This is a genomic window from Pediococcus claussenii ATCC BAA-344 (assembly GCF_000237995.1).
Taxonomy (GTDB): domain Bacteria; phylum Bacillota; class Bacilli; order Lactobacillales; family Lactobacillaceae; genus Pediococcus; species Pediococcus claussenii.
This window is the reverse complement of the sequence record NC_016605.1, coordinates 1,576,373-1,594,361: the sequence shown is the minus strand read 5'-3', so window position 1 is coordinate 1,594,361 and position 17,989 is coordinate 1,576,373. Positions and strand designations below refer to the sequence as shown.

Genomic DNA, 17,989 nt, shown 5'->3' with positions numbered 1-17,989 from the left:
AGCAATCGAGGGTAATATTTAAAATGGAGCAGAAGAGTATTAACAAATTAATCGAAAATGCGTCACAGGGGCAATATGAGTTGATCGATACTGATCTAATTAGTCCGAATCCCTTTCAACCGAGGCAAACTTTTGATACGGCTAAACTAAACGATTTAGCAAGTTCAATTAAGAAGTCTGGGATCTATCAGCCTTTAATTTTACGACAACCTGTACCAGGGATTGACCGATATGAAATAATCGCTGGTGAGCGGCGTTACCGTGCTAGTATTATCGCAGGATTGAAAAAAGTACCGGCAATTATTCGCAATTTTTCGGACGAAGATACGATGGAAGCCGCTGTGATTGAAAATTTACAACGTGAAGACTTATCACCTTTGGAAGAAGCGGAAGCATATCAAAGCCTGATCCAAAATTTGCATTTAACTCAAGCACAAATTTCAGAACGTCTCGGAAAAAGTAGACCTTACATTGCAAATTATTTAAGGTTGTTGGGATTGCCACTTCAAGTAAAAAAGGAGCTTCAAAGTGGGGAACTTTCGATGGGCCAAGCGCGAACGTTGTTAGGGTTGAAACAACTTTCTCAAATTCAGCGATTAGCAGAGAAAACTATTCGAGATGGATTGACGGTTCGCCAACTAGAAGAGATTGTTAATAATTTAAATGTTAAAGAAAAAACGTTTAGCACTGAAGTGAACAAGCAAGAAAAAAAATCACCATTTATTGTTGAATTAGAAGAACGAATTCAAGATAAAATGGGTGCCAAGGCAAATATTATTACAAAATCACGACAACACGGTAAAATTGAAATCGAGTATGAATCAATGGAGGATTTGGACCGTATTTTAGAGGTTTTAAATATCTCGTTGGACTAAGAGGTGGATAGTATGAATAAAGAATACCAACTACACACAATTGTACAAATGAAAAAGCCACATCCCTGCGGTACGAATGAATGGGAAATCGTTCGGATGGGAATGGATATTAAGCTTAAATGTTTGGGTTGCGGACACATTGTTATGTTGCCGAGGCGAGATTTTGAACGAAAGCTTAAGAAAATTTTAAAAGAGAATGTAGAAGAATAGTAAAGCGAATGGTCTATGTGCCTTCGAGCTAAAAAAACAATCTAAACTTAGATTGTTTTTTTTATAACTCAAATGCTGTTCTACTTTAAGATAGTATAGGAGATGAGACGATCTAAACTAGATAGTGGGGGGCATAAAAAGTGGTTGAAGTCAGTAGGTAACCTGACTGTATCGATAAGCTATGTTCTATAAGCTGTCGCTGTTTTTTGGATAAAATGTTAACTTGCTATGTTGGGAATCTGAAGTGCTTGGTTCTCAGCTTTTTTATTAGGGAAAGAAATTTTACCCTCGTTGATGCATGTACAAGGAATTTAAAAAACACTACCACGATAACTCAAATTAAAGTATCATTGTATAAGCGTTGTTTAATGCTTGTGTGGGTTGTTTTTTTAATTAGGAGGAGTTATTTATGAATAGAGTTGGTAGACATAGCGTGCCAACTAGAAATATTGTGCGATTTAGTGGGCATACCCTTTTTTCATTATTATTTATTGTAATATTAGCTTTTTTATCGGTTTATTCAGCTTTTTCCGGCCATTTTTTTGCTAATAGTTATGATGGTATGGTGCATATTGCTAGAATTGAATCTGTGTTTCAAGCTGTAAAAAACTTTAGAGTGCCAAGCCTGATTAATTTTATTGGATTTGGTCATCAAGGATTGGCGCTGAATGCCATGTATCCTTGGATAACTTTGCTTATTTTTGTGATTCCTAAGGTGATTTTACATAATGTGATATTGGCATTTGCTTCAGGCTTTTTTATTTTAAACTTGATAACGATTTTTAATACATATTTGTTAGCTAAGTATTTATCTGATGATAGCTGGGTACAATGGTTGGGTGTTTTTGCGTATCAGTTTAACGCGTATCATTTGCAAGTTATGTACGCAAGGGTAGCTCTGGGAGAGGCATTTGGATATGCTTTTTTACCGTTAGTTTTACTAGGATTATTCAAGATTTGGAATCATGAAAAGAGTGGCATTTTATACGTTGCATTCGGAATGAGTTTGATTGCTAATTCTCATGTTTTGTCATTAGTTATGGCAGCAATGTTTATTTTAGTGGTTGAAATAATACGTATTTTACAAATTAAAGCGAGTTGGAGTGAAGTCAGGTTTTTGATGTATAGTGCTTTGCTAGCTATTGTGATGTCAATTTATTCAATTTACAATATTATTGTTTTTACTTTCTATAATAAGATGGTATCACCTGCACCTTCAGTGATTGCGCTTGACCCGGGGATTTCTTTTTCCAAAATGATGTCTAATGATTTTACGCAAAGTGGTAACGGAGCAAACATGGGTTTTGCAATTATGATGTTGTTAGGTATTCTGCTGATCTCAATGTCCCAGATTAGCAAGCCTGAGAATTGGAGTCCTTGGATTCTCAGCAGTGTGGTTATGTTGATATTATTACAAGATTGGTTCCCGTGGTCTAGGTTGATTGGAACTCCGGTTCAACTTTTCCAATTTTTAATGCGTTTTTTAGTGCTTGTTGCAATATGCTTTACGGTTGGACTGATATTATTCTTTAATCGAACAAGTACTGCAGTGCGTCCTTTCATGGTAGTTATGTCGATGTTTATCTTTTTTATTGGAACAATGGGTACATATCAACTTCATCAAAGGTTTAGAGAAAATTATTTATGGGCTAAAAAACATACGAAGCCCAGCATTAAGGTTAAAACGGATAAATTGCATTATCTAACGTCTAATAATTATGAAGCCAATACTGGTGATCGGCAGTTATATGAATATCATTTAGAAAAAAGTAATAGCGTTGGAAAAGTTAGTTATAAAACAAGCGGGGCTGAGTTAATTCATCTTAACAATTTACGTGCAAATTTTGATTTTAAGGGTGCAGAGAGTTTCAAAAATCTCAAAGCGACCGATCAAGAGGCTGTTTTTGGATTTAAGCAAAAGCACGCTAGAGTTGTTAAAATTCCGGTTGTTGGCTATAAAAACGTTGATTTTTCTGTGAAAGTTAATGGTAAAAAGACTGTGTTTTGGAGATCAGAAGGTCAGTTGAAGACAAAGTTACCAGCAGGTAGCAGTAAGATATTGGTTTCTGTTGCGGATAGCTCGAAACATATCGGACTATTGGTAATTTCAGTAATAGGTTATTTGTTTGGAATTTTCAGTTTAATTTTACTATGGATGAAACGTGGAGATTATGATGATAATGTTGTGGACTACTGAATTCAGTAGTCTTTTTTTCTGTTCATTGGTGTAGTTCGGTGCCCTCTCTTATAATTAAAAAAGCATACCCTTTTACACTACAATTGTTGGTAAACAAAGCCAAATCAAAAGTGTTGTAAAGCATGCTCTATGTAAATATTATATAAATTTTTTAGACAAGTATAAATTAATTTACGTTATTTTTAACTTAAGGTCGCCATTTTCACTTATGAAGTTGTAATAATAGCAAACAACTCTAATGGAAATAATCAGGATCTAGAATTTTAGATCGTTGTGATTTTCTTAAGAAAATAATAGCTAATCCACCTAAAACAATGAATTCTCCAATTAGACGTGTTGGATCTAAATTACTAGTGCAACTTGCCGATCCAATTACATATACAGCTCCAAAGTCATTTAGCCCGTGGAACAGCATCGGCCAAATAATATTTTTTGTTCGGAGGTAAAGAGCTGCCAAAAATAATCCAAGTATCATAGCACTCGCGCCTTGAACGACGGTTGGTTCTAGCGCTTGGTGGCCAATGTTTACCATATGGCTGACGCCAAACATAAAGCTGGAGATTAGTACGGCATTCCATACTTGATGGGGTCCGCTGCTAAGTTTGAGTATACCTCGTAGAATGACTCCACGGAATAAATACTCTTCAAAAACACCGGCACCAATACCGACGGCTAACGCAAGTGGTATGCGATCTATGTGACCAGATCCAGCAACCACATTACTAATTGCACTAATCAGAAGAAACCATGTGGGGATGTTTAAAACAAATACTGTTTTGATGCTTACTGTGGAATCAAATAAAACTTTTTCACCAACCCAGTTTTTATTTAGCCAATAGGCAATAGCTATTAAGATTAACTCTCGAATTAAAATTACCATCCAAGAAGTTGGCCTAATTGATGATCCACCTACTAGGCTGAGCAGTATAACTGCAATGAGTGCAACAATCCAAGTAACAAAAATTGAACCCCATGCTCCTTTTTTCATAAAACTTCTCCCCTCAAAATTGCTTAATCATATTTAAGATTAAAGTATTTTTTTAAGGATGTCTATCACTTTTAATTGGTTATTGCATAGGAATTAGAGCGTTTCTTTGCTAGAATATTAGTTAGAATTAATTTTGGAAGGAAAGTGTGTAAAAATGGCATTAACCGCTGGTATCGTTGGATTACCTAATGTTGGTAAGTCAACACTATTTAACGCAATTACGAAGGCTGGGGCTGAAATGGCGAATTATCCGTTCGCCACAATTGATCCTAATGTTGGGATGGTTGAAGTCCCTGACGCCCGATTGGATAGAATTCAGGAGATTATTCCTGCCGATAAGATTGTGCATACAACCTTTGAATTTACCGATATTGCTGGAATTGTTAAAGGGGCAAGCAAAGGTGAAGGATTAGGTAATAAATTCCTTGAAAATATTCGCCAAGTAGATGCAATTGTCCACGTTGTGCGAGCTTTTGATGATGATAATATTACAACTGTTTCTGGAAAAGTAGATCCCATTGAAGATATTCAAACAATTAATATGGAACTGAGCCTAGCGGACTTGGATGCTATTGATAAACGGATTTCAAAGGTGCAAAGAGCGGCAAAAGGACGAGATAAAGACGCTGTGGCTGAGTTGGCTGTTTTAGAAAAAATCAAGCCAGTTCTAGAAGAGGGTAAAGCCGTCCGAACAATTGAGTTTGACGAAATGGAGCAATCAATCGTTAAGGGATTGTTCTTACTTACATCGAAGCCAGTGTTGTATGTTGCTAACATTGCTGAAGACGATATGGCAGAGCCCGAAAGTTCAAAATATTTTAATACTATTAAGGATTATGTTGCACAAGAAGATCCTGAGGCTGAAGTATTGGGTATTTCGGCTGAAACGGAGCAAGAAATTGCTGAATTAGAAGATGAAGATAAAGCCGATTTTCTCGAGGCCGAAGGAATTGAAGAACCTGGATTGAATCGTTTGATTCGCGCTTCTTACCATTTGCTAGGATTACAAACTTTCTTTACGGCTGGTGGAAAAGAAACCCGCGCTTGGACTTTTAAAAAGGGAATGACAGCTCCTCAAACTGCTGGAGTTATTCATTCAGACTTTGAACGTGGATTTATTCGTGCTGAAACTGTTTCATTTGATGATTTGGATAAATATGGAAGCATGCAGGGTGTTAAAGAAGCGGGACGACTTCGTTTGGAAGGTAAAGATTATTTAGTTCAAGATGGGGACATTATTGAATTCCGTTTCAATGTTTAAAGGAGAGGTTAAAAGATGAGCGATAATAAGCCACGTAACGCGGATAAACAAGAGGAACAAGTGGAAAATAAAGAACAAGATACAGGTGTGACTGCATCCAAAACGGGATTGACTAAGCGTAATGCTGATTTCATGTTTAAGTTACGTAAAGAAATCGCCAATTCGGGTTTGAATAATGAAAAACAAGAAGAAGCAATCCATGATACTGAGAAGCAATTACTAGATGGACAAAAAAGCGGTCAAACTGCACGTCAAATTTTTGGAACGCCTAGCGAGCGCGTTGAAGAGATTGTTCGGGGCCCCAAAAAAGAAGCGATATCGCAAAATGATAATTATTGGTTTAGATCATTAGATAATGCACTGATTTTTGCTGCGTTGTTCTCAGCAATGTATGCGGTTATGAGCATGTTTCAGCCACAAACTATTGCTAAAACCCCTGGGCCTGCCGGATTTTTGGCAATTATTTTAACTTCTGCTGTAGGTGGATTAGGGATGGGATATGTGTACCGAGTTCTTTATCCGGATAAGAAGGCACCACGTCCTTCATTATGGAAACAAATTGGTATGACGGTTTTGGCTGTTTTGGTTTGGATTTCATGTTACACACTGTTTGCGGCACTACCAAGTTCAATTAACCCACTATTACCACCCGCTGGATATATTGCTATTGCGGTAGTAACGTTTGGGGCTCGTTGGTACTTAAGGAGAAGGTACGGAATTACCGGGGGATTTATTTAAAAAAGAGAGAGTGAAGTAAGCCGTTTAGTCCCTGAGAATTAGCAAGGGACATGAATTATGACGGGCTTGGTCATGGTTCATGTTGCAGGCTAACCGGAAGGGGCTGGCTTATGTAGCTCATTTCGGCTATAAGGCCTTGGACAGAGCTTATGACGGGTTAGGTCAAAGTTTTCACAGGCTGTTGAACGGAGGGAACTGGTTTGTGTGGTTCATTTCGACTATAAGGCTTGAACAGAGCTTATGGATGGCGGACTAGTAAGCTTTCCAACCTCGCACATGCCAGAAAAAAAGAACTTATATAACTCGTTTTTACTATAGTATTGTATAATTTGATCCAAAGAAAAAGCGTCACGATAAAAGAAAACAAAAAGGAGAATTCTAACATTGAATAATTGGAACAATAAATTTACTAAACAAGGTTTAACATTTGATGATGTACTTTTAATTCCAGCTGAAAGCCATGTGCTTCCCAATGAGGTAGATCTTACAACTAAGTTAACAGATAATTTACAACTTAATATTCCAATTATTAGTGCTGGGATGGATTCAGTTACTGAGTCTGCTATGGCGATTTCAATGGCTAGACAAGGTGGACTTGGAGTTGTGCATAAGAATATGAGCCGCGATGCACAAGCTAACGAAGTTAAAACTGTTAAAGAAACCAAAGTTGACTTAAAGCAGACTCCCCAAGCCGCTCTTGACCAGCAAGGACGATTGATTGTTGCCGCAGCTGTCGGAGTAACAAGCGATACGTTTGAACGAGCTAATGCGTTAATTGATGCTGGGGTTGATGCGATTGTTATTGATACAGCTCATGGACATTCGGCAGGTGTTTTGAGAAAAATTGCTGAAATTCGCAAAGAATTTCCTGATCAAACGTTGATTGCGGGTAACGTTGCTACTGCTGATGGAACTCGGGCTTTATTCGATGCCGGAGTTGATGTTGTTAAGGTTGGAATTGGTCCTGGCTCAATTTGTACAACTAGAGTCGTAGCAGGTGTTGGTGTTCCGCAAATCACGGCAATTTATGATGCTGCTGGCATCGCACGTGAATATGGGAAGACAATTATCGCTGATGGCGGGATTAAATTTTCAGGAGACATCGTGAAAGCTTTGGTGGCTGGCGGAAATGCTGTTATGTTGGGTAGCATGTTATCTGGTACTGATGAAACTCCAGGAGATGTTATTGCTGATGGTGGACAAAAGTTTAAGTCCTACCGTGGCATGGGGTCAATTGGTGCAATGGAAAAAGGATCAGCAGACCGCTATTTCCAAGGTGGTGTTAATGAGGCCAATAAGTTGGTACCAGAAGGTATCGAAGCGAGAGTTGCTTATAAGGGGCCCGTATCTGATATTATTTTCCAGATGTTAGGTGGCTTGCGTTCTGGAATGGGATATGTGGGTGCTGCAACAATTAAAGAACTTGCTGATAAGGCACAGTTTATTCAAATTACTAATGCAGGATTAGTTGAGTCCCATCCACATGATGTTCAGATGACAAAGCAAGCCCCAAATTACCATAAATAAGAAATCAGTGGACTTTGGCTCGATATATGAGTGGATAAGCTAAACTGAATTTCACTAAAACTTATCTATAACGCTTAACAAGTGTTTAATGGGTAAGTTTTTTTGATAGGCACTAACACTTTAATGTTAGATTTTGAAAATATAATGAAGCAAATATAGATGACTAACTTTCATTGTTGGAATAGAATTGGATAAAAAGAATAGTTAGAGGAGAATGCTTATGGAAGCTTATTACACAAGAATTTTTGCTAATCAGAGTGAGTACTATCTTATTTCAACTCAAAAGGGATTACTATTTGTGGGATCTCCTAATGCCGATCTTAAAGAAGTTGAAAAGTTTTATCCGGATATTGATCTAATTGAAAGTGATGAATTTAATCAAGATGCTGCGACTCAAATTATTGATTATTTAAATGGTAAACGGGATAACTTTAATTTGAAATTAGACATCGAAAGTGGAACGAAGCTTCAACAAGAGGTTTGGAATAACTTACAACTTATTCCTCGCGGCACCACGGTTACGTACACTGAGCTGGCTAAGCGAGTTGGACATCCGGATGCAGTAAGAGCTGTAGCTTCTGCAGTTGGGAAAAATCCTTTAATGGTTGTGATTCCTTGTCATCGGGTTATTCGAAAAGATGGCTCAGTGGGTGAATATCGTGGTGGTTCAGCTATGAAACGACGTTTACTTGCAATGGAATCTGGCACTAAACTTTAAAGATTACTAAAATCAGATTGGTTTTTACCGCAATCTAAGAGGACTTTGCTAAACTAATAGAAAATAGTTATATAGAGGAGCGCCTATGAAAATTTTAGTTGTGGATGATGATAAAGAAATTGTTGAATTACTTGATATCTATGTTAAGAACGAAGGTTATGAACCAATTTCGGCTTATGATGGTAAGGAAGCATTGACGCGTTTGCACACAGAACCAGATATTAGTTTAATGATACTAGATGTGATGATGCCTGAGATGAACGGAATGGAAGTTGTTAAAGAAGTTCGCAAGGATTCTAAAATACCAATCTTAATGTTATCGGCAAAAACAGATGATATGGATAAAATTAAAGGATTATTGAGCGGTGCTGATGATTATGTGGCTAAGCCTTTTAATCCGTTGGAGGTTATGGCTCGAGTTAAGTCTTTGCTACGCCGTAGTGAAAATGATGTAACTAGCGAGGGACCAGAGATTCTTGATGTTGGACCATTAACGATTAATAGTGATTCACATGAAGTTAAAACTTTGACGGGGGATTCTATTCAGTTAACGGCGTTGGAGTTTGGAATTCTTTATTTACTTGCAAGTCACCCCAATCGGGTTTTCTCAGCCGATGAAATTTTTGAGCGAGTTTGGCAACAAGAAAGTATCATCTCAGCTAAGACAGTTATGGTTCATGTAAGTCATTTAAGAGATAAGATTGAAGAAGCAACAGGTGGAGATCAAGTTATCGAAACTGTTTGGGGCGTTGGATACAAAATTGTTCAGCATTAATTAGGTCTGTGACATAATTAAAATCTGAATTTATTTTCCGAACTGAAAAGCAAAAATACGAGAAATAAGTCAAATGATTCCGCCCTTGCCAGCTCCTATGAGGCGCTTTTCGCCCATAGGTGCCCATAGGAATGGACAGCGTACGAGTATTAAGTTTTGTGTAACAAAACATCTGCTGTTTACGAGCTAGTAATGCTCGTCATTTCCTGACTTATGTTTCGCTCTCTAATTAGGAGTATGGTTAGATATGAAGTTGACGGGTCGTGAAAAATCTGAATTAATTGGTGAAGGAGTATTAACAGTTATTCTGTTGTTACTCCTTAATTTGTCTATTTTTATTTTATTAAATGGGGCGTTAAAGTCCAATCCAGGTTTATCTAGTGCAGTGTATATTATTAAGAGCTCAGTTCATGTGGGACGTTTCCAGTTATGGAGTTACCAAAATGTTTTCATCGTATTAATGGGGATTATCGATGTGTGGGTAGTGTACTGGCGACTGGAAAGGCGTTATAAGCAAATGCAATTACGCCACATTATCTCTGAATTGCATTACATTGCTGATGGACATTTTGATCACCGAATCCCCTTTGAATTAAGTGGAGATCATCAAAAGGTTGTTGATAGTGTTAATTCTTTGGTTGATAGTGTTATTCGTTCGATGAACGAGGAACACCAATTAAAGCAGTCCAAGGATGATTTGATTACCAATGTATCACACGATATTAGGACGCCACTAACCTCAATTATTGGGTATCTACGATTAATTGAGGACCACCAATATCGTAAAATGGATGATGTTTTTAAATATACACATACAGCATATTTAAAATCGATTCAAATGAAGTCCTTAGTAGACGATTTATTTGAATATACAAAAGTGAGCCAATCCGATCCTCATATGAAAATTAATGCTATTAGTGTTAATCCCATGTTGGAACAGCTAGCGGCTAGTTTTGAGTTAGAAGCAAGCCAAAAAGGAATGGAGATTTCCTCAAGTTGTGATCCAGAAAATTTGAAGATTACTGGTGATGCTGAAAAACTGGGTAGGCTATTTAACAACTTAATTTCCAATGCGCTAAAATATGGCCATGGCGGACATAATATTTATTTGAAGGCTAAAAAAGAAGATAGTGAAGTGGTATTTGAGGTTTCTAATGACGGAGAAGCAATTCCACAATCTGCAATAAATAAACTCTTTGATCGTTTTTATCGTGTGGAAACTTCAAGATCTAAAGCAACTGGAGGAACTGGACTTGGCTTAGCGATTGCCCAAAGTATTGTTGAGATGCACCGTGGATCAATCAAGGTGATTTCAACAGATAAGCTGACCAGTTTTATAGTTAGAATTCCAATCCAGTATAAAGAAGTGTGACAATGGATATTTATTAGAGTGAACTTGTCATTTGAATTGAGGTATTTTAAATGGCATAGTTCCTTTTTTTGTGTTCTAAAAATGTTATTGCTAAACAAGTTATTTTAACTTATATTAGAAAATAGAATGCTTTGCGGGGGGATTTCATGAAAAAAATATTTGCAATCGTAGGTATGCTAATTTTAAGCATACAACTGTGTACGGCTGGTATTGCGCAGGCCGCGGTCGGAAAGCAGGAACCGACTATTTCAGCTAAAGCGGGGTTAGTGATTGACCAAGAAACGGGACAAATTTTGTACCAAAAAAACATTAATAAACCATTGGCAATTGCATCAACAAGTAAGCTATTGTCTGCGTACATAATTTATAGAAGTATTAAAAATGGAACAATGAATTGGAACCAAAAAGTAAAGATTAGTCCGAATTTAGCGAAAGTTAGTAAGAATTCTGAATTAACAAATGTTCCATTAGATGATAAAAAGGAGTATACAGTTCGGGAATTGATGAACGCGTCATTAATCTACTCCGCGAACGCTGCCATTATGGCTTTAGGCGTAGCACAGGCAGGCTCATCGAAGGCGTTTGTTAGTGAGATGAAAGCGCAGTTAGCGGCATGGAAAATCAAAAATGCCAAAATATATAATGCAGCAGGTTTATTGCAGGACCAGGTTGGCAGCGATGGATTACCTAATACACCAGCCAACTCTGAAAATGAGATGTCAGCTAAAGACATGGCAGTAGTAACTCAACAACTGTTGAATAATTTTCCGGAGATTTTACAAATCACTTCTAAGTACAAAGATACGTTTAATAATGGTAAGGATAAGATGCCAATCACTAATCATAACTTGTTGCTAAAAGGTGGGTCGGATTACGACCAGCGATTAGAGGTTGATGGGTTAAAAACCGGAACATCAAATAAGGCGGGTGCGTGTTTTGTTGGAACCGGTTGGATTCAAAATGAACGAGTAATTAGTGTTGTCTTGGGGTCTAACGCGGCAAACAATGGAGTGGCTCGTTTCACAGACACGAAAACTTTATGGAATATGGTCAGCAAAAAGTATAAAGTACACCACTTTGATAAGGATTCTAAAATTGATGATGCAAATGTAACTATAAAAAATGCTAAGGTGCAGAATGTTCAAGTTCGCACCGCTTCGGATTTTAACTATTGGTTTGCGGGCAAAAATAGCGATTTGATTTTACGTGAAAATAAGTTTAATCCTAAGATAGTAAAAGATGATAAGATAAGTGGCACGATTAGTAAAAATAAAGTTATAGCGACCTTGCAATTAAGCCAACCCGGGCAGGAAAATCACTTTTTAACGACTAAATATGGCGTTCAGGTTAAGGTTAAACCACAAAATAAAGTTCAAAAGGCTGGCTATCTTACAATGTTTTTAAGATGGCTTCATGGTTTATTTGGAACAGGGTTGATTTGGGCGTAAATGTGACAATTTTACTGACCCCTATAAAATGTTAAAATTACATGGTAAAATAGTTTCGCAGTATTTACATTCTTAAGATTGAGATATTTTCTTTTTTTCTTAGCTTTGGAGGAAGAAATTTGAAAGAAACAGTTGATACACCACGTTGGAAGGAAACCTTTAAAGTGGCGTGGCCACTTTGTTTGAGTTATACACCAATTGGCTTGGCGTGTGGAATTTTGCTTCATGCGGGCGGGTTTAACTTTTTATTAACGGGAATGGTTTCTTTGATGGTATTTTCAGGTGGTGCGCAATTTTTAATTGCACAGATGTTAACCGTTAATGCTCCGATTTTAACCATCATTTTGATGTTGTTTTTTCTTGAACTTCGATATGCGTTATTGGGATCGAGTTTGTCAAAGTATTTGCAAGGTCAAAATCATCGCTTTATTTTCACGTTTGCTTTGTCACTTAATGACGAAAATTATGCGGTAAACTATTTGAAATTTGCTACTGATAAAAATTGGACGCCAAATGACGCCCGGCAAGTTGAACACTGGTCGTTACTCTTTTGGACAATTTCTAACATGATAGGCGCGTTGATTGGTAGTGCACTGTCAATCAATCTAGAAGTGGTTGATTTTGCTCTAACAGCATTGTTTATCTATATGATTGTTATGCAAGTTAAGTCACGTTTATCACTCTTAGTTTGCATATTGTCAGGCGTATTAGCAGCGGTTTGTTTAATTTTCACAAAGAGCACGCTAGGTCTGGTTGCATCAACTTTGCTGGCTTCGTTTACAGGATTTGCAATTGAGGAACTCTTGAAAAAGCGGAATAAAAATAGTTTCTTGTTAAGAGATATTGGATCTCGTAGTAATGGGCCAGTCGTCGAGGAATTTGATAAGGATTCGGATATTCTGTAGGTAGTTGGGAGAAATAACGATGCAATATAACGCAATGGATCATTTAATGATTATCATATTAGGTTTCTGTGTCGCCCTTGCGCCACGGTATATCCCGTTATTATTTTTTTCTAAACGAGAAATTCCTGAATGGTTTAATGATTGGATGAAATATGTACCAATTTCCTTATTCACGGCTTTGGTGGTAAAAGGAATTTTTATTTCTAAAACATATACTTTTGTTATTCATGGAAATCTAGACTTAATTATTGGGGCAGTAGTAGTAATTATCATCTCTTACTGGACTCGTTCGATGGCAATGTCAGTAATTGTCGGTTTGATTACTGTATTGGTATTGTCGTTTGTTCTATGATTAATCATATACATAAAAGGCTACCAAACAATACTGTTTGGTAGCCTTTTTGAGTCTTAAATTTTACGCATATAACTATGAGCAATGCTGGGGAAAATATAAATCAAACGTTCGACATCACTGTGGCTGACCTTATTTTCAATTAAGTCGGTTAATCCGTTGATTGTTTCAACGGCGTCGTTTCCAATACTTGTAGCGCCAACGATAATATGCTGTTTATTAAATATGATTGTAACTCCACCATTGTTTTCGTTTCCAACTTGCCGGAACCAGTCATCATAATAATCAAAGGTTTCAACTGAATATTCGGTTGAATGGGCATTGGCAAATTCTGGAGTGACGCCTACTGAAGCAATTCTTGGAGAGGTAAATACCGTATAAGCAACTGCTGGATAGTCAATTGCGTCGGTTGTCATACCTGTGAAAAGTCGCGAAAGATATTGCGATTCAAAAATGGCAGTTGGTGTGATCCTAGGAAGTGATTTATCTAAAATATCACCTGATGCGTAAATCCCCGGAATGTTTGTTTCTAAGTGATCATTGACCGGAATTCCGCGCAATGTGTCATATTTTAATCCAATACCATCCCAATTCATATTTTCAACATTTGGAACTCGACCGGTTGCGTCTAAAACATAGTCGGTTGTGAGTTGGTAACCATCTTTTCCTAATAATTGGATACCATCATCGACCTGAACGGCGCTTTCAAGTTGTTCATCAAATTGAAATTTGATGCCCCTTTGTTTTAGATCAGTTACGAGTCGGTCAACATAAGGCTTATGAAATGATCTTAGGATTCGGTTTCCACGAAGGATAACAGTTACGTCGCTACCAAAGGCGTTGGCAATTGTGGCAAATTCCATTCCAACGTATCCACCACCGATTATCGCTAGACGCTTTGGAAGATTTTCTAAAACTAAAAAATCGGTACTATCATGGAACAATTGATTGCCAGGAATGTTCAAGCGATGGGGGCGACGTCCAGAATCAATAACAATTTTATCGCTAGAATATTGTTTGCCGTTCACTTCAATAGTGTGAACATCTATGAATTTAGCATGCCCTTTAATGTTTGTGACACCTGCATTTTGTAATTTCATCTCGTTACCGTATGCAAGCCCATCAATCACCTCGTGTTTATGTATCATTAAAGCGTGCCAGTTCAAAGTTGGTAAAGTATCAAATCCACGTCCCTGCAATTGTTCAACCTGGCGCAAAATTTCAACAGGTCGATCCAGAGTTATTTTTGCATTACACCCGCGGTTCGTACATACTCCACCAAACTTACCTTCTTCAATAACAGCCACCTTTAAGCCGTGTTGTGCCATCGGTATCGCACCATTCCAGGCACCTTGTCCACTTCCAATAAATAGAACGTCAAAATCCATACTCTCAACCCCCAACTTGATTATTATCTTCAAAGAAATTGTAGCAGATTAAGTAAGAAATGGGATATTTAAGGACTTGTACTTACTATTAGTTTAGTTTGATGTTGTACTAAAAGAAGGAATTATTAGAGCAGGTTGCATTGATCACGATAGATATTACTATTTATGAGTTGGATACATAACAAAGGTCATAATTAATTTATTGTATTTTGTCTTTGCGACGAATTTTTAAAAATGTTAAACTTAAACAAATCAATAAAGTGCGTATAAGAAATCAGCACACCCTTTCAGTATTCGTGAAGGGTGTGCTGTTTTTTTATTGATTAACAAAAAGAGAGGTTTATATTTTGGAATTTGAACAACGCTTACCACAAAGTTTTAGAGAAACTATTTTATTCATGCTAATTATTTCGATTCTTTCCGTCAACATCATTGCACCCGTTATAACAGGATTTGAAGTTGGCTTTTCGGTACATAATTGGCTACTTGTATTGCATCAGGTTCCCTTATTATGGGTCGTTATAATAATACTCACGACTCTCACGCAAGGGCCAGCTACAAAACTCAGCTCATGGTTTTTGGATGAAAATTCTAATTTTCGATCAACTATGCTAATTACTGCAATTTGTAACGTATTTTTGATGTCTTTAGTACTAACTATCGTGGGTTCTTGGATAGGAACAAGCAACATAAGCATGAAACCCGTCACGCAATTCTTTTATAAATGGCCACGCAATTTTACGATTGCATTAATTGTTGAGGCATTTATTGCACAACCAATCGCACGCTATGTTATTAGTGTTTTGCATAAAAATAAACAGTCAGAAAACATATAGAATTAATATTCCTACCGATCGCCATACTATTATCAAATTAATTTTGTTTAAGACGTTTTTTATGATAATTAAGTTTGTAATCTAAAAAAGCTAGAGTTTCTGAGATGTTCCTTTGTTGATCTTCTAAATTAGAATGAGCTTTTTCCATCATTGCAATAGCTTCTTTATCACTCATTTCATCTGCAAACAGAACCTTTAGATCGCTAATTTGAACTCCAGCATGACGGAAATATGCCACGCGTTGAGCTCGCTCGACTTGTATGCCGGTATAATTTCGATTTCCCTTCTCGTCTCTGTCGGCAATTGTTAAACCAATTGATTCATAATAACGCAGAGCTGATGTTGTAATATTTAACTTTTTTGCTAATTCTGTGATTGTCATTATTTCTCCTTAACATAAAAAGCATAACGCTTTACTTAAAGTTACTTTAACCAAGTATACTACAAACAATTTAAAAAATTGTTTATGAGGAGATAAAAACATGACAAATAAAAAAGTGGTTGTAATTACTGGAACTTCAAGTGGATTTGGAAATTTAGTCGTTAAAATGTTTGCTAATTCTGGTTGGAATGTTGTGGCAACAGTTCGAAAGGAAAGTGATTTACATGTTCATGATGAGATCGACGGAGTTAAAACATTACTCCTAGATGTAAATGATGAAAAGGCGGATTTGGCTTTTGGAGATCTTGCAAAAAGACAATTTGGAAATGTTGATGCTTTGATTAACAATGCAGGATATTTTCAGGCCGGGCCATTAGAAGGTAGCTCCATGGATCAGATTCATCGGCAATTTCAAACCAATGTTTTTGGATTAATAGCTTTAAATAAAGCATTTATTCCAATTTTTAGAGAACAACACTCAGGAATCATCATTAACGTTAGTTCCATTAGCGCCGAAATTGGATTTCCTTATACTTCGACCTACGAAGCATCGAAGGGAGCCGTTGCAATGCTTAGTGAGGGATTACATGCTGAACTTGCAGAATTCGGAATAGTTGTTAAGGCGTTATTTCCAGGAAATATGAATACTTCGATTTTTAGACCTGATAAAGTTGATCGAGCCGAAAATGTGCCAGAATCCTACATGGCTTCGTGGAATAAATTTAATTCACTAAATACAGTTCGTTCTAATCCGCAATTAACTGCTGATGTGATGTTTAATATGGTTAATGATGGAAATACTTCTAAGGTTCGTTACTACAGTGGCCCAGACGGACAGGCAATCCCACGTGCAAAAAAATTGCTTGGACAAGACTGGCTTTGGGAAGAATTTAGCAAACGAAATATTGGTGAACAAACGACTCTTTGGAATGCCTTGATGCCGGGTCCTAAAGATAGTGATGAAAATTAGTCTAGGAGGATTATTCAATGTCAACTCGAATTATAAGTGATTTTAATGCTGATTCCACTGCTGAAGAAGTTGCAAATGGAATTGATCTAAGTGGGAAACAAGTAATTATTACTGGTGCTGCATCTGGAATTGGTACAGAAACTGCGCGAGTTATGTTACTCCATGGTGCCAAAGTTACCTTGGCGGTTCGAGACATAGAAAAAGGGCAAGTCGTGGCCCGAAAGTTAAGCTCAGAAACAAAAAATAAAAACGTATATGTTGCTGAATTAGATTTAAATGATCCAAATAGTATCGTAGATTTTGTTAAAAGTTGGAAAGAACCGCTAGATATTTTAATTAATAATGCAGGCGTTATGAATGTTCCAACTTTGAAACTAAGTCCCAGTGGTTATGAAATGCAATTTTCAACCAATTATTTAGGGCACTTTGCATTGGCATACGGACTGCATAATGCTTTAGCACGTGTGCACGGACGAATTGTTTCAGTCAGTTCTTCGGCTCATCTACACAGCGATATTGATTGGAATGATATCAATTTTAAACTCAGAGAATATCAGCCAGAAATTGCTTACGCCCAATCCAAAACTGCCGTTAATTTATTTACAGTTGGAGTATCTCATTTTTGGGAAAAAGATGGCATTACTGCTAATGCATTGATGCCTGGTGGAATAATGACTAATTTGCAGCGTTATGTGCCTAAAATAGTTTTGGAGAAGATGGGAGCTACTGAAAAAGAGGGTACACTTATTAATACATCAAACGGTTGGAAAACAATGTCACAGGGAGCTGCTACAACAATATTTGTTGCGACATCCCCACTATTAAATGGGGTAAGTGGCCGTTATTTTGAAAATTCCAATGAGGTAATAGCTAATACTGGGAATTCTGGTTCCTATGGTGTGGCTGAATATTCGTTGAATATGCAAAGCGCAATAAAATTATGGCGTAGGTTTGAACCGATTGTAAAAAAGTGGTACCAGCGTAGTAGCAGTGATCGAAAAAAGGTTTAATGATCCACATAAAAAACAACAAATATCGGCTGACTTC

18 protein-coding genes are annotated in these 17,989 nt (G+C 37.1%); 15 read left to right on the top strand and 3 right to left on the bottom strand.

The window, feature by feature from the left end; translation table 11 throughout:
* Nucleotides 1-23 precede the first annotated feature (23 nt).
* The 3 genes from PECL_RS07930 (at nucleotide 24) to PECL_RS09770 (ending at nucleotide 3,282) form a co-directional block, all read left to right on the top strand.
* Nucleotides 24-875: a ParB/RepB/Spo0J family partition protein gene (locus PECL_RS07930; RefSeq protein WP_014216068.1), complete on the top strand. Its 852-nt coding sequence runs from the start codon at nucleotides 24-26 to the stop codon at nucleotides 873-875.
* Between the two features lie 12 nt (nucleotides 876-887).
* Nucleotides 888-1,085, top strand: a complete 198-nt coding sequence (locus PECL_RS07925) for a DUF951 domain-containing protein (RefSeq protein ID WP_014216067.1) — start codon at nucleotides 888-890, stop codon at nucleotides 1,083-1,085.
* Between the two features lie 409 nt (nucleotides 1,086-1,494).
* Nucleotides 1,495-3,282 (top strand): glycosyltransferase family protein, encoded by a 1,788-nt coding sequence (locus tag PECL_RS09770; protein WP_014216066.1) that lies wholly within the window; start codon nucleotides 1,495-1,497, stop codon nucleotides 3,280-3,282.
* Nucleotides 3,283-3,517: 235 nt separating this feature from the next.
* Here PECL_RS09770 and PECL_RS07915 read toward each other — a convergent pair whose 3' ends face one another.
* On the bottom strand, nucleotides 3,518-4,270 hold the full coding sequence (locus PECL_RS07915) for a CPBP family intramembrane glutamic endopeptidase (RefSeq protein WP_014216065.1): 753 nt from the start codon (nucleotides 4,268-4,270) through the stop codon (nucleotides 3,518-3,520).
* A gap of 154 nt (nucleotides 4,271-4,424) precedes the next feature.
* On the opposite strand from PECL_RS07915, the gene ychF reads away from it, so the two are divergent.
* The 9 genes from ychF (at nucleotide 4,425) to PECL_RS07870 (ending at nucleotide 13,366) form a co-directional block, all read left to right on the top strand.
* Nucleotides 4,425-5,531, top strand: coding sequence for a redox-regulated ATPase YchF (gene ychF / locus PECL_RS07910; RefSeq protein WP_014216064.1), 1,107 nt, complete (start codon nucleotides 4,425-4,427; stop codon nucleotides 5,529-5,531).
* 15 nt (nucleotides 5,532-5,546) lie between these two features.
* Entirely contained in the window at nucleotides 5,547-6,269 is a 723-nt protein-coding gene (locus PECL_RS07905) for a DUF1129 domain-containing protein (protein ID WP_014216063.1), read from the top strand.
* 384 nt (nucleotides 6,270-6,653) lie between these two features.
* Complete coding sequence (guaB, locus tag PECL_RS07900) at nucleotides 6,654-7,796, top strand: IMP dehydrogenase (RefSeq protein WP_014216061.1); 1,143 nt, start codon at nucleotides 6,654-6,656, stop codon at nucleotides 7,794-7,796.
* Between the two features lie 220 nt (nucleotides 7,797-8,016).
* The gene (locus PECL_RS07895) at nucleotides 8,017-8,514 is read left to right on the top strand and encodes a methylated-DNA--[protein]-cysteine S-methyltransferase (RefSeq protein WP_014216060.1); all 498 of its coding nucleotides are present in this window, start codon (nucleotides 8,017-8,019) and stop codon (nucleotides 8,512-8,514) included.
* Nucleotides 8,515-8,599: 85 nt separating this feature from the next.
* Nucleotides 8,600-9,289, top strand: coding sequence for a response regulator transcription factor (locus tag PECL_RS07890; protein WP_014216059.1), 690 nt, complete (start codon nucleotides 8,600-8,602; stop codon nucleotides 9,287-9,289).
* Between the two features lie 247 nt (nucleotides 9,290-9,536).
* Nucleotides 9,537-10,661 (top strand): sensor histidine kinase, encoded by a 1,125-nt coding sequence (locus PECL_RS07885; RefSeq protein ID WP_014216058.1) that lies wholly within the window; start codon nucleotides 9,537-9,539, stop codon nucleotides 10,659-10,661.
* A 146-nt stretch (nucleotides 10,662-10,807) separates the two neighbouring features.
* A complete protein-coding gene (locus PECL_RS07880) occupies nucleotides 10,808-12,109 on the top strand; it encodes a D-alanyl-D-alanine carboxypeptidase family protein (RefSeq protein WP_014216057.1) in 1,302 nt (433 codons plus the stop codon).
* A gap of 119 nt (nucleotides 12,110-12,228) precedes the next feature.
* Nucleotides 12,229-13,014, top strand: coding sequence for an AzlC family ABC transporter permease (locus PECL_RS07875; protein ID WP_014216056.1), 786 nt, complete (start codon nucleotides 12,229-12,231; stop codon nucleotides 13,012-13,014).
* 19 nt (nucleotides 13,015-13,033) lie between these two features.
* On the top strand, nucleotides 13,034-13,366 hold the full coding sequence (locus PECL_RS07870; protein WP_014216055.1) for an AzlD domain-containing protein: 333 nt from the start codon (nucleotides 13,034-13,036) through the stop codon (nucleotides 13,364-13,366).
* A gap of 56 nt (nucleotides 13,367-13,422) precedes the next feature.
* On the opposite strand, the gene PECL_RS07865 is transcribed toward PECL_RS07870, so the two are convergent.
* Nucleotides 13,423-14,754, bottom strand: coding sequence for a dihydrolipoyl dehydrogenase family protein (locus PECL_RS07865; protein ID WP_014216054.1), 1,332 nt, complete (start codon nucleotides 14,752-14,754; stop codon nucleotides 13,423-13,425).
* A 347-nt stretch (nucleotides 14,755-15,101) separates the two neighbouring features.
* Between PECL_RS07865 and PECL_RS07860 the strand changes: the two genes are divergently transcribed.
* Nucleotides 15,102-15,590 carry a hypothetical protein gene (locus tag PECL_RS07860; RefSeq protein ID WP_041534661.1) on the top strand — a complete coding sequence of 163 codons (489 nt, stop codon included), beginning with the start codon at nucleotides 15,102-15,104 and terminating at the stop codon, nucleotides 15,588-15,590.
* 37 nt (nucleotides 15,591-15,627) lie between these two features.
* Here PECL_RS07860 and PECL_RS07855 read toward each other — a convergent pair whose 3' ends face one another.
* Nucleotides 15,628-15,972: a MerR family transcriptional regulator gene (locus PECL_RS07855; RefSeq protein ID WP_014216052.1), complete on the bottom strand. Its 345-nt coding sequence runs from the start codon at nucleotides 15,970-15,972 to the stop codon at nucleotides 15,628-15,630.
* A gap of 100 nt (nucleotides 15,973-16,072) precedes the next feature.
* Here PECL_RS07855 and PECL_RS07850 point away from each other — a divergent pair, with 100 nt between their 5' ends.
* Entirely contained in the window at nucleotides 16,073-16,942 is an 870-nt protein-coding gene (locus PECL_RS07850) for an SDR family oxidoreductase (protein ID WP_014216051.1), read from the top strand.
* 17 nt (nucleotides 16,943-16,959) lie between these two features.
* The gene (locus PECL_RS07845) at nucleotides 16,960-17,952 is read left to right on the top strand and encodes an SDR family NAD(P)-dependent oxidoreductase (protein ID WP_014216050.1); all 993 of its coding nucleotides are present in this window, start codon (nucleotides 16,960-16,962) and stop codon (nucleotides 17,950-17,952) included.
* Nucleotides 17,953-17,989 lie beyond the last annotated feature (37 nt).